The organism is Comamonas sp. (genome assembly GCF_036666375.1).
GTDB lineage: Bacteria > Pseudomonadota > Gammaproteobacteria > Burkholderiales > Burkholderiaceae_C > Comamonas.
The window spans coordinates 20685-39800 of the sequence record NZ_JAVWWA010000007.1 but is presented as its reverse complement, the minus strand read 5'-3'; the positions used below and the strand labels follow the sequence as shown (position 1 = coordinate 39800).

At 66.7% G+C, this 19116-nt stretch carries 20 protein-coding genes; 7 read left to right on the top strand and 13 right to left on the bottom strand.

All coding sequences use genetic code 11. From position 1 onward, the window contains the following. Positions 1–188 precede the first annotated feature (188 nt). From RR928_RS02815 to RR928_RS02795, 5 genes are all read right to left on the bottom strand, one after another. A complete protein-coding gene (locus RR928_RS02815) occupies positions 189–863 on the bottom strand; it encodes a hypothetical protein (RefSeq protein ID WP_332536512.1) in 675 nt (224 codons plus the stop codon). A gap of 85 nt (positions 864–948) precedes the next feature. Further along, positions 949–1905 carry a tRNA 2-thiocytidine(32) synthetase TtcA gene (gene ttcA, locus RR928_RS02810; RefSeq protein ID WP_332536510.1) on the bottom strand — a complete coding sequence of 319 codons (957 nt, stop codon included), beginning with the start codon at positions 1903–1905 and terminating at the stop codon, positions 949–951. A 7-nt stretch (positions 1906–1912) separates the two neighbouring features. Then, positions 1913–2287 (bottom strand): dihydroneopterin aldolase, encoded by a 375-nt coding sequence (locus RR928_RS02805; protein ID WP_332536508.1) that lies wholly within the window; start codon positions 2285–2287, stop codon positions 1913–1915. Next, the gene (locus RR928_RS02800; protein ID WP_442881630.1) at positions 2284–2736 is read right to left on the bottom strand and encodes a dihydroneopterin aldolase; all 453 of its coding nucleotides are present in this window, start codon (positions 2734–2736) and stop codon (positions 2284–2286) included. The genes RR928_RS02805 and RR928_RS02800 overlap by 4 nt, the downstream gene beginning before the upstream one ends. 22 nt (positions 2737–2758) lie before the next feature. Further along, complete coding sequence (locus RR928_RS02795; protein ID WP_332536505.1) at positions 2759–3556, bottom strand: SDR family NAD(P)-dependent oxidoreductase; 798 nt, start codon at positions 3554–3556, stop codon at positions 2759–2761. Positions 3557–3773: 217 nt separating this feature from the next. On the opposite strand from RR928_RS02795, the gene RR928_RS02790 reads away from it, so the two are divergent. The 3 genes from RR928_RS02790 (at position 3774) to trxC (ending at position 5508) form a co-directional block, all read left to right on the top strand. Next, a complete protein-coding gene (locus RR928_RS02790) occupies positions 3774–4781 on the top strand; it encodes a class I SAM-dependent methyltransferase (protein ID WP_332536574.1) in 1008 nt (335 codons plus the stop codon). Positions 4782–4794: 13 nt separating this feature from the next. Beyond that, positions 4795–4989: a DUF2905 domain-containing protein gene (locus RR928_RS02785; RefSeq protein WP_332536504.1), complete on the top strand. Its 195-nt coding sequence runs from the start codon at positions 4795–4797 to the stop codon at positions 4987–4989. Between the two features lie 84 nt (positions 4990–5073). Further along, entirely contained in the window at positions 5074–5508 is a 435-nt protein-coding gene (gene trxC / locus RR928_RS02780; RefSeq protein ID WP_332536503.1) for a thioredoxin TrxC, read from the top strand. Here trxC and RR928_RS02775 read toward each other — a convergent pair whose 3' ends face one another. The 5 genes from RR928_RS02775 to RR928_RS02755 all read right to left on the bottom strand — a co-directional run bounded on the left by RR928_RS02775 (position 5509) and on the right by RR928_RS02755 (position 10947). Continuing rightward, positions 5509–5895, bottom strand: coding sequence for a DUF779 domain-containing protein (locus RR928_RS02775; RefSeq protein ID WP_332536502.1), 387 nt, complete (start codon positions 5893–5895; stop codon positions 5509–5511). Between the two features lie 217 nt (positions 5896–6112). Next, positions 6113–7633, bottom strand: coding sequence for an acetaldehyde dehydrogenase ExaC (gene exaC / locus RR928_RS02770; RefSeq protein ID WP_332536500.1), 1521 nt, complete (start codon positions 7631–7633; stop codon positions 6113–6115). 66 nt (positions 7634–7699) lie between these two features. Beyond that, complete coding sequence (locus tag RR928_RS02765) at positions 7700–8947, bottom strand: multifunctional CCA addition/repair protein (RefSeq protein WP_332681472.1); 1248 nt, start codon at positions 8945–8947, stop codon at positions 7700–7702. A gap of 50 nt (positions 8948–8997) precedes the next feature. After that, on the bottom strand, positions 8998–10152 hold the full coding sequence (locus tag RR928_RS02760) for an iron-containing alcohol dehydrogenase (RefSeq protein ID WP_332536499.1): 1155 nt from the start codon (positions 10150–10152) through the stop codon (positions 8998–9000). A 111-nt stretch (positions 10153–10263) separates the two neighbouring features. After that, positions 10264–10947: a glutathione S-transferase family protein gene (locus tag RR928_RS02755; RefSeq protein WP_332536497.1), complete on the bottom strand. Its 684-nt coding sequence runs from the start codon at positions 10945–10947 to the stop codon at positions 10264–10266. 196 nt (positions 10948–11143) lie between these two features. Between RR928_RS02755 and queC the strand changes: the two genes are divergently transcribed. Then, on the top strand, positions 11144–11845 hold the full coding sequence (gene queC, locus RR928_RS02750) for a 7-cyano-7-deazaguanine synthase QueC (RefSeq protein ID WP_332536495.1): 702 nt from the start codon (positions 11144–11146) through the stop codon (positions 11843–11845). Here the strand turns inward: queC and RR928_RS02745 are convergent. After that, positions 11842–12432: a 5-formyltetrahydrofolate cyclo-ligase gene (locus RR928_RS02745; protein ID WP_332536493.1), complete on the bottom strand. Its 591-nt coding sequence runs from the start codon at positions 12430–12432 to the stop codon at positions 11842–11844. The two genes, queC and RR928_RS02745, sit on opposite strands and share 4 nt — an antisense overlap. Before the next feature lie 13 nt (positions 12433–12445). Between RR928_RS02745 and RR928_RS02740 the strand changes: the two genes are divergently transcribed. After that, a complete protein-coding gene (locus tag RR928_RS02740; protein WP_332549113.1) occupies positions 12446–14428 on the top strand; it encodes a lytic transglycosylase domain-containing protein in 1983 nt (660 codons plus the stop codon). Positions 14429–14450: 22 nt separating this feature from the next. On the opposite strand, the gene RR928_RS02735 is transcribed toward RR928_RS02740, so the two are convergent. After that, the gene (locus RR928_RS02735; RefSeq protein ID WP_332539476.1) at positions 14451–15344 is read right to left on the bottom strand and encodes an MBL fold metallo-hydrolase; all 894 of its coding nucleotides are present in this window, start codon (positions 15342–15344) and stop codon (positions 14451–14453) included. A 35-nt stretch (positions 15345–15379) separates the two neighbouring features. Next, positions 15380–17065 carry an AMP-binding protein gene (locus RR928_RS02730; protein ID WP_332539462.1) on the bottom strand — a complete coding sequence of 562 codons (1686 nt, stop codon included), beginning with the start codon at positions 17063–17065 and terminating at the stop codon, positions 15380–15382. A gap of 195 nt (positions 17066–17260) precedes the next feature. Here RR928_RS02730 and RR928_RS02725 point away from each other — a divergent pair, with 195 nt between their 5' ends. Both RR928_RS02725 and RR928_RS02720 read left to right on the top strand, forming a co-directional pair. Next, complete coding sequence (locus tag RR928_RS02725; RefSeq protein ID WP_332681445.1) at positions 17261–18250, top strand: esterase/lipase family protein; 990 nt, start codon at positions 17261–17263, stop codon at positions 18248–18250. A 137-nt stretch (positions 18251–18387) separates the two neighbouring features. Continuing rightward, complete coding sequence (locus RR928_RS02720; RefSeq protein ID WP_332539466.1) at positions 18388–18870, top strand: Lrp/AsnC family transcriptional regulator; 483 nt, start codon at positions 18388–18390, stop codon at positions 18868–18870. Positions 18871–19116: the final 246 nt, after the last annotated feature.

Below are 19116 nucleotides of genomic sequence, written 5' to 3'. Positions count from 1 at the left end.
CTGCAGATCGCGGCAAATCCTATGGTCCCGGGAAAATCTCGGCGATGGGATCCATCACCGCGCTGGACACGTATAGGTAACCCTGAAATGGCGCGAGTTCCGTGTGCGCGGGGCTTTATCGCGCGCGCAGGCGCGCGCACCGCCGTGCCGGACCGGGGCGCGGCGACGCAGAACCCGGGCTGCGCGGGTCAGGGCTTGGCAGGCACGGCCGCCGGGGCCGGGGAGGATGGCTGGGCCACAGGCCCCGAGACCGGCATGGGCGTGCGCACCTGGCGCGTGCCCTGGGGCGGATTGGGGAAGCCGCTGAGCGCGGCGTCGAACAGCACGCCGAAGATCGCGGGATCGTTGGTCCAGACATCCTCATGCACTGCAGACGTTTCGTAGACGATGCGTTGCGTGCGCTGTTCGCGCATCACGACGCTCACCGCGCGGTAATGCAGCAGCGGCGGCGTGTCGAACATGAAGCCGCCAAAGCCCATGCCCCAGCCCGCGCCGCGGCCAAAACCCAGGCCCCAGTTCCAGCGCGGACCATAGGGCGCGTAAGGGCCGTAGTAGGAGGCGAAGTCGCGCGTATAGCGCGCCTGCGCGCCGATCTGCACGGTCAGGCTGCCCTGGCTGTCGTCGCGCTGCAGCCCGACCTTGGCCAGCGACTGCTGGGCCAGGGCTTCGATGCTTGCGAACTGCGGTGCATTGGCCTGCTGCGAAGGCAGCAGTTCAAGCCGGTAGGTGGGAGGCGAAGGCATGGCCGGCAGCGTCGAGAAGCTTTGCACATCGCTTTGCACTTCGCGCACGCTGGCGCAGCCGGCAAGCAGCGCGGCGCAGCCGAGCACGGTCAGGGAGAGTTTCCAGCGGATGGAGGCCATGAAATTTCCTTCGCGCTCGCGGTGCAAAACCACAGGCGGGAGGGCGGCGAGCCCGACATCCCTTGCCACCTGGACGCTGCCCCGATCAGGACAGCTGGACTACCTGGACTCCGGGCAGCGTTGCCGCGACCGGGAATTCCTCATGGTCGAACGCCATGTCGCCATCGGGGTTTGCAATGCCCGTGGCCTTGGCGTTCTTGAAGTCGTGCAGCTTCGGATCCAGCATATGCGTCGTGACCACATTCTGCATCGCGCGGAACATGTTCTCGATGCGGCCCGGGTGCTTTTTCTCCCACTCGCGCAGCATCTCGCCCACGGCCACGCGCTGCAGGCCGTCCTGGCTGCCGCAGAGGTTGCAGGGAATGATGGGGAAGTTCTGCGACTTGGCCCAGCGCTCGGTGTCCTTCTCTGGCACATAGGCCAGCGGGCGTATCACCACATGCTTGCCGTCGTCGCTCACCAGCTTGGGCGGCATGCCCTTGATGCGGCCGCCGTAGAACATGTTGAGCAGCAGCGTCTGCAGGATGTCGTCGCGGTGGTGGCCCAGCGCGATCTTCGTGCAGCCCAACTGGTCGGCCACCTTGTACAGGATGGCGCGGCGCAGTCGGCTGCAAAGACCGCAGGTGGTCTTGCCTTCGGGAATCACGCGCTTGACGACGCTGTAGGTGTCCTGCGTCTCGATGTGGAACGGCACGCCCAGGCCCTTGAGGTACTCGGGCAGGATATGGTCGGGAAAGCCGGGCTGCTTCTGGTCGAGGTTCACGGCCACCAGCTCGAACTTCACGGGCGCGCGCCGCTGCATCTTCAGCAGGATGTCGAGCATGGTGTAGCTGTCCTTGCCGCCGGACATGCAGACCATGATCTTGTCGCCGTCTTCAATCATGTTGAAGTCGACGATGGCGCGGCCGACTTCGCGGCACAGGCGCTTCTCGAGCTTGTGCTGTTCGCGTTCGATCTTGATGCCCGCGGCCTTGGTCGCGGCGGCATCGTCTGCGCTCGGGGCTTCGTCGAGCCAGGGATTGTGTTCTGTCGTGGCGTTCATCGGGGGCTCACCATTGTCCGGTTTCAATGCGGATGGCGACTTCGCAGTCGTCAAAGATTTCAAGTTTTGCAATTTTCACGCGCACGCCGTGCACGCCAGGTAACAACATCAGACGCTGTGCGAGTTTGCCGATCAGGCTCTCGAGCAGGTTCACATGCTCGGCCGTGCATTCATCGATGATGATCTGGCGCACCTTGCGGTAGTCGAGCACATGGCCGATGTCGTCGTCCTTGGGGCGCAGCGCCTGGGGTCCGAGGTTGAGTTCGGCATCAACCTGGATGGGTTGGGGCGCGGTCTTCTCATGGGCAAGAATGCCCAGGTTGGCGTCAAATCGCAAACCGGTCAGGTTCAGGGTTTGGCTGCCCACAGCAGCTGAGTTCATGATGGAAAGGAAAGAAGTTCGGCCGCGTTCGGCTTGATGGTGAAGACTTCGACGCCTACGGCTTCGCAGTCGGGGTAGACATCGGGTTTGCTGGTCGCCACGCGCGCGGCCACCACCTGCGGGTGGGCCAGCAGCGTCTGCAGCAGCGCGTCGCACAGCGTTTCCTGCAGCGCGATATGGCCGCGCGTGACTTCGCGCTGCACGGCTTCGCGCACGAAGTCGTAGTCGACGACTTCATGCAGCGCGTCGGCGCTGGGCGTGGTCGCGTGCAGCGGCACATACAGGTCGATGTCGAAGCGCATGCGCTGCTTTGCTGCGCGCTCGAAGTCGTGGATGCCGATAGAGACCTGCTTTTCGAGGCCCTGGAGGAACAGCCGGCGGCATTGCAGCAGGAGATCATGCGCGGCAATGCGCGACGGGGAGGCGGTCATGGTGAGGTTCGAAGGCATGGGTGTACGGGATCGGTGCGATTCACTCGATCATGAACATGACATCACGTTCCAACGGCACCAGATGCTGTCCATTGTCCACGCATAGCGTTATTCCTGTAATTGCCGGGTTTTCCGCGAAGAAGACGCCGGTCTGCGCCACATGCTGCGCCGCCAGCGGCGCACGCAGCAGATTCACGCGTGCCGCACGGTCGTAATTGTCCTGGCTTTGCGGCCCGCTGGGGTACATCAGGCCGGGCGCCAGGCCCACCACGCGCACATGGGGCGCGAGCGCCTGGGCCTGCAGCGCCACGGCGCGCTCGAGCGCGAGCTTGGACAGCGTGTAGGAAAAGTAATCGGGATTGAGATTGACGACCTTCTGGTCGAGCACATGGATGGCGACCGGCCGGGTGCTGCCCGGCGCGCGCGGCCGGGCGCGGTCGTGCGCCTGCCAGCGCTGGGCCCAGTCGCTGGCCAGCAGCAGCGGCGACAGCGTGTTGGTGTGCAACTGGCGGTCGACGCGCGCCAGGTCGCTGCCGAAATCGAGGGCGCTGTCGGGCTCGAACAGCGAGGCGTTGTTGACCAGCGCCTGCGGCAGGGCGCCGCAGGCCGCGTAGACCCGGGCCATCAGCGGCGCGACCGCGCCGCGCTCGCTCAGATCGGCCTGGAAGGCCAGCGCCTGCACGCCCAGCGCGCGCACTTCGGCGCAGGTGGCTTCGGCGGCTTCGCGGCTGCGCAGGTAGTGGCAGGCGACGTTCCAGCCCGCGCGCGCGAACGCCAGGCAGAATTCGCGGCCCAGGCGCAGGCCGCCGCCCGTGATCAATACCCAGCGCTGATGCATGCAAGTTCCTCGATATCTTGTGGGCCGGCGCACGGAGATTTCCATGCGCAAAAGTGGCAACCGGCAATTACAGCCGAAAATGGCGGCTTGTTGCCGGAAAGACAGACCAATGACGGACAGTAGTGAAAGCAGTAGTGCAAGTTTATCGGGCGCACTGACCCGGCAGATCCGCGGCCGCGTCGAGGACGCCGGCGGCTGGCTGGGCTTCGACCAGTTCATGGCGCTGGCGCTCTACAGCCCGGGCCTGGGCTATTACGCCAACGAGCGCCCCAAGTTCGGCGCCATGCCGGCCTCGGGTAGCGATTTCGTCACCGCGCCCGAGATTTCGCCGGCGTTCGGCCGGCTGCTGGCCGCCCAGGTGTCCGAAGCCATGGAGCGCACGGATACGCGCGAAGTCTGGGAGTTCGGCGCGGGCACGGGCGCGCTGGCCGAACAGCTGCTGGGCACGCTGGGCGACAAGGTCGAGCGCTACACCATTGTCGATCTTTCGGGCAGCCTGCGCGCGCGCCAGCAGGAGCGCCTGGCGCCGTTCGCCCACAAGCTGCACTGGGCCGATGCGCTGCCCGACAGCATGCAGGGCGTGGTGGTCGGCAACGAAGTGCTGGACGCGATGCCGGTGCAGCTCTTGATGCGCAAGAAAGGCGAATGGTTCGAGCGCGGCGTGGTCTGGGACGACGCCGGCGCGGGCTTTGCCTGGGAAGACAGGCCCACGGCGCTGCGCCCGCCGCTGGACATCGACGGCCCGCAGGACTACCTGACCGAAATCCACGCCCAGGGCGAAGCCTTTGTGCGCACGCTGGGCGAGCGGCTGCAGCGCGGCGCGGTGTTTCTCATCGACTACGGTTTTGGCGAGGGCGAGTACTACCACCCGCAGCGCCACATGGGCACGCTGGTCTGTCACCGCGCCCACCGCATGGATGACAATCCCCTGGTCGATCTGGGCCTCAAGGACATCACCGCCCATGTCAACTTCACCGGCATTGCCGTGGCCGCGCAGGAAGCGGGAATGGATGTGCTGGGCTATACGACCCAGGCGCATTTCCTGATCAACTGCGGTCTGCTGCAGCAGCTCGAACGCATGGAGCAGGGCCCGCGCGCCATGGCCGCCAAACTGATGATGGAGCACGAGATGGGCGAACTGTTCAAGGTGATAGGGTTGAGCCGCGGCGTCGAGCCCTGGTCCGCGCTGGGTTTCGTGCAGGGCGACCGCACGCACCGGCTGTGAGCCGGGCCACCCCATGATCCGCTGGCTGATCATCATTTTCCTGGCGCTGTTGATCATCAACGGGCTGTCGAACCTGCTCGAGCGCATAGGCCTGGGCCGGCTGCCCGGCGATTTCCGCTTTCGCGTGTTCGGCCGCGAGATCTTCCTGCCGTTTGCCAGCACGGTCTTGCTGAGCGTGATTGCGGCGCTGATTGCCAAGTTCGTCTAGGGTTGAAGATGGCAGTCACGCCCTGAAGTAAAGGCAATGTCCGGGCTGCGGCCCGCTTCTCGTTTCCCACGACAAAGGCCTGCCATGTCCGACGCCCTGCATTTCGTCTGCCCCCACTGCCACACCACCAACCGCGTAGCGCGCGAACAGCTGGGCAATGCGCCCGACTGCGGCAGCTGCCACCAGCCGCTGGTCACGGGTGCACCTGTGGCGCTTGATGCCGCGAGTTTCGCCAAGCATGTGGGGCGCAGCCAGGTGCCGGTCGTGGTCGATTTCTGGGCGCCCTGGTGCGGCCCTTGCCGCAGCATGGCACCGGCCTTTGCCCAGGCCGCGCAGGCGCTGGCGCCCGAAGTGCAGCTCGCCAAGCTCGACACCGAAGCCCATCCCCAGGCCGCCGCGCCCTACAACATCCGCAGCATTCCTACGATGGTGGTGTTTCGCGGCGGCCAGGAACTGGGCCGTATCTCGGGCGCGATGGGCGCGGCCGATATCCAGCGCTGGGTCCAATCCGTGATCTGATCAAGCGGGCGGCGTCGCCTCGCCCTGCGCTTCGAGTTCCGCGAGCTCGGCGGCGGTGAACACGCGCGAGCGCGTGTGAAAGCTCTTGCCTTCTGGGCCTTCGAGCGAGAACGTGCCGCCGCCATGGCCGTCGATCACGTCAATGATCAGCTGCGTATGGCGCCAGCTCGCGTATTGCGAGCGGCTGATGTAGAACGGGCAGCCGCCTATCTGGCCCAGATAGACATCGCCCGGCCCCGTGGTCAGCTCGCCCAGCAGATAGCAGTTGGCCGCGCTGTTGTCGCAGCAGCCGCCCGACTGGTGGAACATCAATCCCGGCCCGTGCTTCTTCTTCAGCTCGCCAATGAGTGCTTCGGCAGCGGGCGTTGCAATGACGGGTTCGACCATGGCGGATTTCCTTCACCGGCTCCGGGCAAACGCGAAAACCGTTCGTGGTGAGCCTGTCGAACCATGAACGGCCTGTCCTCACGCAGAGGGCCCCTGTAGACCGTTCGTGGTGAGCCTGTCGAACCATGAGCGGCCTGTCCTCACGCAGAGGGCCCTGTAGACCGTTCGTGGTGAGCCTGTCGAACCATGAACGGCCTGTCCTCCAGCGCAGGTCGCTTCAGAAAAACCCCATCTTGTTCTCGCTATAGCTCACCAGCAGGTTCTTGGTCTGCTGGTAGTGGTTGAGCATCATCTTGTGGTTCTCGCGGCCCAGGCCCGATTCCTTGTAGCCACCGAATGCCGCGTGCGCGGGGTAGTGGTGGTAGCAATTGGTCCAGACGCGCCCGGCCTTGATCGCCCGGCCCATGCGGTAGGCGACGTTGCCGTTGCGGCTCCAGACGCCTGCGCCCAGGCCGTAGAGCGTGTCGTTGGCGAGTTCCAGCGCTTCGGCTTCGTCCTTGAAGGTGGTCACGGCCAGCACCGGACCGAAGATTTCCTCCTGGAAGATGCGCATCTTGTTGTGGCCCTTGAACAGCGTGGGCTGCACGTAGTAGCCGCCCGCGAGATCGCCCTCGAGCTTGGCCACGCTGCCGCCGCACAGCACTTCGGCGCCTTCCTGCTTGCCCAGGTCCAGATAGGACAGGATCTTGGTCATCTGCTCCTGGCTCGCCTGCGCGCCCATCATCGAGTCGGTGTCGAGCGGGTTGCCGTGCTTGATGGCCGCGACGCGGCGCAGCACCTTTTCCATGAAGCGCTCGTAGATCGATTCCTGGATCAGCGCGCGCGAAGGGCAGGTGCAGACTTCGCCCTGGTTGAACGCGAACAGCACCAGGCCTTCGATCGCCTTGTCGAGAAACGCATCGTCCTTGTCCATGACGTCGGCGAAGAAGATGTTGGGCGACTTGCCGCCCAGCTCCAGCGTCGCCGGGATCAGGCTGTTGGCCGCGGCCTGGGCGATGACGCGGCCGGTGCTGGTCGAACCCGTGAAAGCGATCTTCGCGATGCGCTTGCTCGTGGCCAGGGGCATGCCGGCTTCGCGGCCGAAGCCGTTGACGATGTTGAGCACGCCTGGGGGCAGCAGGTCGGCGATCAGCCCGGCGAGCACCAGAATGCCTATGGGTGTCGACTCTGCGGGCTTGAGCACCACGCAGTTGCCCGCGGCCAGCGCGGGAGCGAGCTTCCACGCGGCCATCAGAATGGGGAAGTTCCAGGGAATGATCTGTCCGACCACGCCCAGGGGCTCGTGGTAATGGTAGGCGACGGTGTCGCCGTCGATCTCGCTGATGCCGCCTTCCTGGGTGCGGATCGCGCCCGCGAAGTAGCGGAAATGGTCGGCCGACAGCGGAATGTCGGCGTTGAGCGTCTCGCGTATCGCCTTGCCGTTGTCGACGGTCTCGACATAGGCCAGCAGCTCGCGGTTGGCATCTATGCGGTCGGCAATCTGCAGCAGGATCTGGCTGCGCGCCGCGGCCGAAGTCTTGCCCCAGGCGTCGGCGGCCGCGTGCGCGGCATCCAGCGCCTTCTCGATGTCGGCCGCCGTGCCGCGCGCGGCCTTGGTGTAGGCCTTGCCGTTGATCGGCGAGATCACATCGAAATACGCTCCGCCCGCGGGCGGCACCCACTGGCCGCCGATGAAGTTGTCGTACTGCGGCTGGAAGCTGTGCGGGGCATTGGCGGAACCGGGGGGCGCGTATTGCATGGACTTTCTCCTCACGTTGGACGAAAGTCCCATGTTCGGCCGAAATCGGACAAATGGACCCCGGTTTTACCCTGGGTCCGCGGCCAGCCAGTGCGCTATCGCCTGGGTGCGCGCCGCGGCCACGGCCTCGCCGATCGCGCGGCCGGCAAGGCCTTGGGCCGCGGCCTGGGCCGCGACTTGCGCCGTGACCACGGCCAGCGCCTGGTCCAGCGCCGCCTGCAGGCGCGCGCGCTGCGGATAGGGCTGGTCTTCGAGGCCCAGGCGGCCGCGCGCGTCGCATTCGCAGGCCAGCAGCGCCAGCGCGAAGCGCGCGGGCTGGCGAATCGCGTCGCAGCGCTCGAACAGCCGCATCAGTGCGGCCGCGTTCAGCTCGCCGCTGCGGTGAATATTGCCGTGCTCGCGCGCCACCACGTCGGCGAGTTCTCGGCAGTCGCTGGGCACGCGCAGCCTATCGCCCACCTGCTTTGCCAGGCGCGCGCTGCACTGCTCGTGGCCTATGTGGCGCGGCAGCACGTCGGCCGGCGTCGTGCCCTTGCCCAGGTCGTGCACCAGGCAGGCGTAGCGCACGGCCAGCGGCGCGTCCAGGCGCGCGGCCTGCTGCAGCACCATCATCACGTGCACGCCGGTATCGATCTCGGGGTGGTATTCGGCGCGCTGGGGCACGCCCCACAGGCGGGCGAGCTCGGGCAGCAGCACCTCGAGCGCGCCGCAGTCGCGCAGCACTTCGAACATGCGCGCGGGCGCGGTTTCCATCAGGCCGCGCGCGATTTCCTGCCACACGCGTTCGGCGACCAGGTCGCTGGCTTCGCCGGCGTCGACCATCTCGCGCATCAAGGCCATGGTCTCGGGCGCGACGCTGAAGTCGGCAAAGCGCGCCGCGAAGCGCGCGACGCGCAGTATGCGCACCGGGTCTTCGCGGAATGCGTCGGTCACATGGCGCAGCAGCTTCGCTTCCAGGTCGCGCTGGCCGCCATAGGGATCGCTGAGCGTGCCGCTTTCGGGCCAGCCTTCGGGCGCGGCCATGGCGTTGATCGTCAGGTCGCGGCGCGCAAGGTCTTCCTCGAGCGTCACATCGGGCGAAGACTGCACGGCAAAGCCGCGGTAGCCGCGCCCGCTCTTGCGCTCCGTGCGCGCCAGCGCGTATTCCTCGTGGGTCTGGGGATGCAGGAAGACGGGAAAGTCGCGGCCCACGGGCTGGAAGCCCTGGGCGACCATTTCTTCGGGCGTGGCGCCGACCACGACCCAGTCGTGGTCATGGACGGGGCGGCCGAGCAGATGGTCGCGCACCGCGCCGCCGACCATGAGGGTTTGAATGGAACTCATGCGCCAAGTGTCGCCGGATTTGGGGCGACCCCGGGCGCAAGTCAGAATGCCGCGGAGTAGATGGCGAGCGCGTCGTCCACCGTGAGCGGGCGCGGATTGTTCATCAGCAGCCGCTCCTGCAGCATCGCATCGGCGGCCAGCGTGGCGATCATGTCTTCAGCCACGCCATGGTCGCGCAGGCGCATGGGCAGGGCGGTTCTTTCGATCAGCGCAACGATATGCGCAATGAAGTCGGCCGCGCGCTCGGCCGGCGTGCCGGTCTGCGCCAGGCCCAGCGCCGCGCCCAGTTCGGCATAGCCTTCGGGGTGGGTCCGGGCGTTGAAGCGCAGCACATGGGGCAGCACCAGCGCATTGGTCAGGCCGTGCGGCAGGTGGTAGCGCCCGCCCAGCGGGTAGGCCAGGGCGTGCACGGCCGCGACCGGCGCATTGGCAAAGGCCTGGCCGGCGAGCATGGAGCCCAGCAGCATGGCTTCGCGCGCCGCGAGGTCCTTGCCGTTGATGCACACCTGTTCCAGATTGGTCGACAGCAGCGTGAGGGCCAGCGTGGCCGCATGGTCGGACAGCGGGTTCTTGAGCCGCTTGCTGGTGAAGGCTTCGATGGCATGCACCATGGCATCGATGCCGGTGGCGGCAGTGATCGCGGGCGGCAGCCCCACGGTGAGTTCTGCGTCCAGCACCGCGAGGTCGGCGTAGAGCTGGCGCGCGACGATGCCGCTCTTGGTGGTGGCACCGGTGGTGACGATGGCGACCGGGGTGACTTCCGAGCCGGTGCCGGCGGTGGTCGGAATGTGCACCAGCGGCAGACGTCCGCCGCTGACCTTTTCCACGCCGTACATCGCGCTCAGCGGCTGGTCGCTGGCGGCGAGCACCGCGACCAGCTTGGCGACATCCATCGACGAGCCTCCGCCCACGCCCAGCACCAGCGTGGCGCCGAACTCCCGGGCGCGCGCCGCGGCCTTTTCCACCACATGGTCCGGCGGATCGGCCTCGACATCGTCGCAGACCAGCAGCTCCCAGCCATGGGCGCGCAGCGAGGCAAACGCCGGCTCCAGCAGTCCGCTGCGGACCAGGAACTTGTCGGTCACGGCCATCACGCGGCCGGGCGTGAAGCGTTGCGAAAGGATTTCTCCTATGTTTTGCGCGGCACCCGTCTGGATGATGACTTGCGCGACGGTGCTGAATGAGAACGGCGACATGCGAGTGAAGGCGAGTGGTGGGAATGCGCCATCCTGACGCGACTTGGCGGCCAAGTCCAGCGCCTTGGTGTCACCGAGTGGGGCCGGCCGCAGTTACTGCGGCCTTCCCATTCACCGGCGTTCGCGGTAGGGTTCCTCGAAGTCGATGAAGTCCTGCTCGGCAAGCGCGTCCTGCACCCATTCCTGCACCGAAGGCAGGGCCTGTACGCGCTTCACGTAGGCTTCGATCTGCGGCGGAATGGGCAGGGCATAGGTCGCCAGGCGCAGGCAGACCGGCGCGAAATAGGCGTCGGCAATGGTGAAGTGCCCGAACAGCAGCGTGCCGCCATGCGTGGCCAGCAGCGCGCTCCACATGTCGATCAGCCGCTGCACTTCGTCGCGCACGCCGGGCTGCTCGTTCCAGATTTGCGCGCCGGCCGCGGGCAGATGGGCCTCGACGTTGAGCGGGCAGTGCGTGCGCAGTTCGGGAAAGCCGCCGTGCATTTCGGCGCAGATGCTGCGCGCATGCGCCCGGTCGGGCGCGAGCAGCGGCCACAGGTGCTTGTCGGGGTATTGTTCGGCCAGGTATTCGGAGATTGCCAGGCTGTCCCAGATGGCCAGGTCGCCGTCGACCAGCACCGGCACCTTGCCCGCGGGCGAGACCGCATGCAGGCGCTGCTTGAACTCGGATTGCAGCGAGAAGCTGTCGAAGCGCACCTTGACTTCCTCGAACGCGATTCCGGCCTGGCGCATCAGCACCCAGGGACGCATGGACCACGATGAGTAATTCTTGTTGCCGATGTAGAGCGCAAGCATGCTGACTCCTGTCAGGTCGTAAGACCAGGGTGGCCGGGTGTGCGCCCATGCTAGCGGCAGTTGTGCGGCTTGTCATGGGGAGGGCGTGGCTTTGGCCGCAAATCGGTGCGAAAAACCGTGCGAACGCTGGCGAAGCCCTGTAAAGCGGTAAGAAACTGTTTCTCCCTGTATCGCCTTGCAGGCGTGCAGTGCTTTAATGCCCGCCATGCATACAACCGCCCTGGTCCTTTTCTCCGGTGGACAGGACTCCACCACCTGTCTGGCCGATGCTCTTTCGCGTTATGAACGCGTCGAAACCCTGGGTTTCGACTACGGCCAGCGCCACCATGTCGAGCTCGATGCGCGCCAGAACGTGCTCGCCGAGATTCGCCGCCAGTTCCCGCAATGGGCGCCGCGCCTGGGCGACGACCACATGCTGTCGCTCGACGTGCTGCAGCAGATCGGCGGCTCGTCCCTGACCGACGACGTGGCCTTCGCGATGCAGGCCGACGGCCTGCCCAACACCTTTGTGCCAGGGCGCAACCTGCTGTTCCTCACGCTCGCCGGCGCGCTGGCCTACCGGCGCGGGCTGCAGGTGATCGTCACCGGCGTCTGCGAGACCGATTTCTCGGGCTATCCCGATTGCCGCGACGACACCATGAAGGCCTTGCAGGTCGCGCTGAACCTGGGCCTGGAGCGCCGCCTGCGCATCGCCACGCCGCTGATGTGGATAGACAAGGCCCAGACCTGGCAGATGGCCCAGGACCTGGGCGGCCAGCCGCTGGTCGACATCATCGTCAAGGACACCCACACCTGCTACCAGGGCACGCGCGACACGCTGCACGACTGGGGCTATGGCTGCGGCAGCTGCCCGGCCTGCGATCTGCGCGCCAAGGGCTGGGCGCGCTGGAAAAGCTAGCGCCGCGGTCGCTCGGCCTGGGGCCAGACCACGCCGTTGTCGTTGAGGATGGCGTCCAGCGGCAGGTCATGCGGCTCGGGCACGAAGTCGTCGAGGTAGCCGCAGGTGAAGCCCAGGCCCACGGTGAACGGGCGCGGCGTGAGCGTGGCCAGCGTGCGGTCGTAGAAACCGCCGCCATAGCCCAGCCGGTAGCCGCCGGGCGCATAGCCCACGCAGGGCACGAACAGCAGCGTGGGCACGACCACCTCGGTGTCCTTGGGCTTGGGAATGCCGTAGGCGTCCTCTTCCATCGGGCAGCCCGGATACCAGAGGTGAAAGCTCAGCGTCTTGTGCACCTTGTCGATTACCGGCAGCCCTATGCGCCGGCGCTGGCCGCCGCGCTGCAGCTCGCCGTCTTCCTTCCAGCGGTGCAGGGCGGGCAGGGGGTCAAACTCTCCTTTGATGGGCCAATAGGCGCCAATCACGGTATCAGGCCGATCAATGAGCCAAAATCGCATCACCTGTTGCAACAGGTCCGCGCGGTCCAGTCGATCCGTAAGGTTCAACCGCTGTTCGATCAATGCGCGCCGTAAGGCTGCTTTGTCCATCACATAATCCTCCATGCACTGGCACAAGATTCTGACACCGCTTCTCGCGGCAACCCTCTGGACCACAGCCTCGCCGCTGGTGGTGGCGCAAATCCGTGGTGACGATGCGTTGCTCGCAATGCAGCAAGCCTACCGCAAAGGCGACCGCAATCAGCTCGCACAGTTGTTGCCCGCGGTGCGCGGCCATGGGCTCGAGCCCTGGGGTGCCTATTGGGAGCTGCGTCTGCGGCTGGACCAGGCGCAGCCCGACGAGGTGCAATCGTTCCTCAAGCGCTGGGCCGGCACCTACCAGGAAGACCGGCTGCGCAACGACTGGCTGCTGCTGCTGGGCCAGCGCCGCGACTGGGCGCAATTCGCGCAGTTGCTGCCGGGCTACCGCATGCAGGACGACCGCGCGGTGCGCTGCTATGCGCTGACCATTGCCCAGATCGAAGGCCGTACGGGCGAGGCGCAGGCGCAGGAAGCGCGCGACCTCTGGTACGCGCAGCGCGACGCCGAGGACGCCTGCACCAATGCAGCGGCGACTTTCTATGCGGCCAAGCAGATGCCGGCCAGCGACATCTGGCGCAAGGCGCGGCTCGCGGCCGACGCCAACCGCCAGCGCGCGGTGCGCGATGCGGTGCAACTGGTCGCGCCCGAGTCGGCGCCGCTGGTCAACGAACTGTTTGCCTCGCCCATCAAATTCCTCACGGGTCCGCGCGTGGCGCGCGGCCAGGTACGCCAGGAACTGGGGCTGCTGGCCCTGATACGCCTGGCGGCCAATGATCCGGCCCAGGCCGCGGCCCAGCTCGAAGGCCGCTGGAGCGGCCAGCTCTCGGCCGAGGAACGCAACTGGGCCTGGGCGGCCATAGGCAAGCAGGCGGCATTCAAGCTGCAGCCCGAAGCGCAGACTTATTTCGCCAATGTGCGCAAGGACCAGGACCTCAACGACGAACTGCTGGGCTGGAAGGTGCGCACCGCCTTGCGCGCCAGCCAGTGGCGCCAGGTGACGCGCGCCATCGATGCCATGAGCCCCCAGGGCCAGGCCGACAGCACCTGGGTCTACTGGAAGGCCAAGGCGCTGCTGGCGCCGCATGGCGGCGACGCCGAGCGCGCGCAGGCGCGCCAGCTGTTCGAAGGCATTGCGGGATCGGGCGGCTTCTACGAGCAGCTGGCGCTCGAGGAGCTGGGCCAGCGCGTGACCGTGCCCGCGGCGCCCGCGCCCCTCACGGCGCAGGAAAAGGCCGCGGCGCTGGCCAACCCCAGCCTGCAGCGCGGTCTGCAGGCCATCCAGCTGGGACTGCGCAGCGAAGGCGTGCGCGAATGGAACTACGCGACCAACCTGCATACGCCGGGCGGCATGGACGAGCGCGCGCTGCTGGCCGCGGCCGACCTTGCCTGCCAGCGTGAAATCTGGGACCGCTGCATCAACACCAGCGAGCGCACGCGCAGCGAAGTCAACTGGAACCAGCGCTATCCCATGCCGTTCCACGACACCGTGATTGCGCGCTCGCGCATGATCGGCCTCGATCCGGCCTATGTCTACGGCCTGATACGCCAGGAAAGCCGCTTCATCATGGACGCGCGCTCGGGCGTGGGCGCTTCGGGCCTGATGCAGGTCATGCCCGCGACCGCGCGCTGGACCGCGCGCAAGATCGGCATGAGCGACTTCACTCCGGGCATGATCAACGACCGCGAAGTCAACATCACCATAGGCACGGCTTATCTGAAGCTCGCGCTCGACGATTTCGATGGCTCGATGGCCATGGCCGCGGCCGGCTACAACGCCGGCCCGGGCCGTCCGCGCGTATGGCGCAACGGTCCGGTGCTCGACGCCGCGATCTGGGCCGAGAACGTGCCGTTCACCGAGACGCGCGACTACGTGAAGAAGGTGCTGGCCAACACCACGGCCTATGCGGCGCTGATCACGGGCCAGCCCCAGTCGCTCAAGGCGCGCCTGGGCACCGTGGGTCCGCGTCCCACCAACGAGCCCGAGCCGCTCAAGGATCTGCCCTGAGCAAACGCCTGAGGCTTGCGCCTCAGGCGTTGTACAGCTGCCCGGCCTCGCGCCGGGCCGCGCCCACGGCGACCAGCTCATCGACCAGCGCTGTCGTCCAGTCTGCGGGTGTCGACTGGGCAAAATGCCGCGCATGCAGCTGCACCAGATAGGGCGTGGCTTCGGTCCAGGCCTGCAGCGCATCCGCGTCGATGCGCTGCCATTCGAGCAGCTTGAACTTGATCAGCACCTTGGCCGCATGGCGCGCATGGCGCAGCGGCGACTGCACAAAGCCCGCAAGCCGCGCGCGCGCCGCGACCAGTGCGCTGCTCACATCGCGAAAGATGGGGCCGTGGCCCGGAATGACGGTCAGCGGCGCGAGCTGCTCTATCAGGTCCAGCGTCGCGCCGACTTCGGCAAACGCATCTTCGCCGTCGAGTTCGGGAAACACCACGCCAAAGCCTTTTTCCCACAGCGCATCGGCCGAAATCAGCAGCCTTGCCGCGGGCTCGAACAGCACCACCGAATGCGAGTCATGGCCGGGCGCGGCGTGGATCTGCCAGGGCCGCCCGCCCAGGGAGACTTCGCCGCCCGGCGCCAGCGTGCCGTCGATGCGAAAGCGCGGGCATTGCTGGCCCGTGGGCACATAGCCCAGCGCCTGCGCATCCCAGTCGCGCACCTGGGCCGCCTGGCCCGGCGCGATTGCGGTGTGCACTTCCGGCCAGGCCGCCTGCAGCGCGGCGTTGCCGCCGCAGTGGTCGCTGTGCAGATGGGTGTTGAGGATGCGCGCCAGCGGCTCCCGGCCCAGCGCCGAGCGCACCAGCTCGACGGTCTGCTCGGCATGGATGCAGTAGCCGGTGTCGACCAGCGCGGCGCCGTCGCTCCCGGTGAACAGCACGCTGTTCGCCGACAGCCAGCCGCGCTCCAGCACGGTCATCTCCGGCCACAGCGTGCCGGCGGCAGGGGCGCGGCTCACTGCGGGCTGCGCAGTTCGCGCCGCAGTATCTTGCCGACATTGGTCTTGGGCAGGGCGTCGCGGAACTCTATGTACTTGGGACGCTTGTAACCCGTGAGGTTTTCGCTGCAATAGCGCTGCAATGCGTCTTCGTCGAGCGCCTCGCTGCTGCGCACGACGAACAGCTTGATGGCCTCGCCCTGCTTTTCGTCGGGCACGCCTATGGCCGCGCATTCGACCACATGCGGGCACAGCGAGACCACGTTCTCGAGTTCGTTCGGGTAGACGTTGAAGCCGCTGACCAGGATCATGTCCTTCTTGCGGTCGATGAGGCGCACATTGCCCTGGGCATCCATCTGGCCCACGTCGCCGGTGCGCAGATAGCCGTCGTCGGTGAAGGCCCGCGCGGTTTCCTGCGGCTGGTTGTAGTAGCCGGTCATCACGTTCGGGCCCTGGATGCACAGTTCGCCGGGCAGGCCCAGCGGCAGGTTCTGGCCGTTCTCGTCCTTGATGGCGATCGAGATGCCGGGCAGCGGCAGGCCGATGTTGCCGGTGTACTCGGGGTTGGTGACCGGGTTGTTGGTGCCTATGGCGCAGGTCTCGCTCATGCCCCAGCCTTCGATCATGGTGCTGCCCGTGACTTTCTTCCACTCGCGCGCCGTGCCCTCGGAGGCCGCCATGCCGCCGGCCTGGGTCAGGCACAGGCTGGAGAAATCGAGCGCGCGGAACTGCGGGTTCTGCAGCAGCGCATTGAACAGCGTGTTCACGCCGGGCAGCAGATGGAACGGGCGTTTCTTCAGCACGCCGACGAATTTTCCTATGTCACGCGGGTTGGGAATCAGGCTCAGGCTCGAGCCCTGGCGTATGGCCAGCAGGCACAGCGTGAGCGCGAAGATATGGTAGAGCGGCAGCGCCGCGATGCTGTGCAGGTTGCGCCGGTCGGGCAGGCTGGACAGCGCGGGCGCGAACCAGGCCTCGGCCTGCAGCGTCGCGGCGATGATGTTGCGGTGCGTCAGGATCGCGCCCTTGGACAGGCCCGTGGTGCCGCCTGTGTATTGCAGGAACGCAATCGAGTCCAGCGTGGCCGGGCTGGGGCGCAGCGTGCGCTGCGCGCCCAGTGCCAGCGCGTCGGGAAAGGTCGTGACCTGGCGGCCGCCCGTGAGCGCCAGGGTGTAGGGCGGCACCATCTTGGCGAGATGGCGCGCGGCAAAGCGTATCCAGCGGCCGTAGATCGGGCCCAGCAGATCGCCCAGCGAAGTGATGCAGATCTGCTGTATGGGCGTGCGCTCGAGCACGCTGCCCAGCGTATGCGCGAAGTTCTCCAGGATCACGATGGCGCTCGCGCCCGAGTCCTTGAGCTGGTGCTCGAGCTCGCGCGCCGTGTAGAGCGGGTTGACATTGACGCAGGTATAACCCGCGCGCAGCACCGCGGCCATGGTCACGGCGAACTGCGGCACGTTGGGCAGCATGATCGCCACGCGCGCACCGGGCTCCAGCCCCAGGCCTTGCAACCACGCTCCCAGGCGTTGCGACAGCAGGTCGAGATCGCGGTAATGCATCCAGCGGTCCATGCAGACCGAAAACGGCTGATCGGCATTCTTCTTGAGCGATTCCTCGATCAGCTGCGCCACCGAGCGGTAGGCGCCGGGATCGACATCGTGAGGAACGCCAGCGGGATAGTTCTGCAGCCAGAGAGGATCCATGCGAGTACAGCCTTGAATGTCTGAAGAATCACCTGGCCCGGCAGGCCGCGGTGTGGTCTGTCCATTCTGTCGCCGTCAGCCCAGACTGTCCCCCGGGCTTGTCCTAGGGATTGTCCCGAGAAGGACAGCGGGCGCTGCGCCGACAGGCAAGTGCGTCAGGACATGGTAAACCTGGGCCATGACAAGGACCAAGGCATGAATGCGCGCTGGCAGCGGGCCGCGATTTTGGGCGGATGGATTCTGGCGCTGGCCTGGCTCTGGTGGTCATGGCCGCGCTCGCCCGTGCTGGCGCTGGGCGGGGTGCTGGCGCTGCTGCTGTTTCCCGCGTGGAGCATAGGAACGCAATTCGTCTGCCTGCTGCTCGCACCGCGCGGCGCCATGGGGGCGCTGCCGCCCGTGTCGGCGCGCGCGATGCTGCGCGCCTATCTCGCCGAAGTCGGCTGTGCCTATCGCATCTTCGGCTGGCGCCAGCCGTTTCGCACGCAGGCGCTGGCCGATGACCTCGGCGCCCGCGCGGTGGGGGTGGTGCTGGTGCATGGCTATCTTTGCAACCGCGCTTTCTGGCAGCCCTGGCAGCGCATGCTTGCGGCGCACGACATTCCCTGCATTGCCGTGACGCTCGAGCCCGCCTGGGGATCGATAGACGAATGCGTGCCCGATCTGGACGCCGCCGTGCGCCGCATGGCGCAGGCCACCGGCCACGCGCCGGTGCTGATAGGCCACAGCATGGGAGGTCTGGTGATACGCGCCTGGCTGCGCAGCCGGGGGGCCATGGTCGGCGAAGGCGTGACCGAAGCGCAGGCCGCGCGGCGGCTGCAGGCGCTGGTGGCGCGAGTGATCACGCTGGCCACGCCCCACCGCGGCACCTGGATCGCGAATTTCAGCCGCACGCCCAACGGCCGGCAGATGCGCCTGGACAGCGACTGGCTGCGCGCGCTCTTCGCGCGCGAGCCGCAGGCGCTGGCCGCGCACATGACCTGCTGGTATTCGAACTGCGACAACCTGATCATGCCCGCGCTCGCCGCCACCTATCCCGGCGCCGACAACCGGCTGATCGTCGACCAGGCGCATGTGCAGCTGGTGTTCGATCCGCAGCTGATGCAGGAATGCGTGGCGCTGGTGCAGCGCGCCCAGGTCGGCTGCCCGCCGGCGGCCAACTCGGGCAGCGCACACAGCGGGGTGTAGAGCGCAGCGAAGTCGGCTTCGGTCATGCGCGCGCCGGGCCCGCATGAAAAATGCAAAAAAAGCCCATTTCATGCAGTTTTCAAGGGTGACTCGGCGAAGCCCTGGGTGTTTTGGCCCATGTCCGTAGAATCCCCGCCATGAGCGCAACGCAAGCAATCGACAAGCTGGACCGGGCCATTCTCCGGCGCCTGCAGGAAAACGGCCGGGAAACCTATGACGTCATCGGCGAGCAGGTCGGGCTTTCGCCCAGCGCCGTGCTGCGCCGCGTCAAGCGGCTCGAAGAAGCGGGCGTGATCGACCGCTATGTCGCATTGGTGCGCCCCGAGACCGTGGGCCTGGGCCTGACCGCCTACCTCAACGTGCGCCTCGAGAAATACACCGAGACCAGCAAGCGCAATCCCATGGACGTGTTTCGCGCAAGCGTGCAGACCTGGCCCGAAGTCGTCGAATGCGCGTCGCTGACCGGCGAAATGGATTATCTGCTGCGCGTCGTGGTCAGCGACATGGCGCATTACAGCCGCTTCATCATGGAAACGCTGCTCAAGCACCCCAGTGTGCAGGACTGCAAGACCAGCTTTGTGCTGGACCGGGTCAAGGCGACAACGGCGGTGCCGGTTTAGTCGGCATCTGTTTTCCCGGTCGTGCTCATCTGCCGGGCTGCGTCAAAGGATGGACAACCAGTTCTCCAGGCATGAAGACGGGCGTTCATGGTTCGACAAGCTCACCACGAACGGTTTCCATGCGTCCCGAGCCCGCCTGGCGAGCCGCGTCAAAGGATGAACGACCTGTTTTCCAGGCATGAAGACGCGCGTTCATGGTTCGACAAGCTCACCACGAACGGTTTCCCATGCATCCCGAGGCCGCCT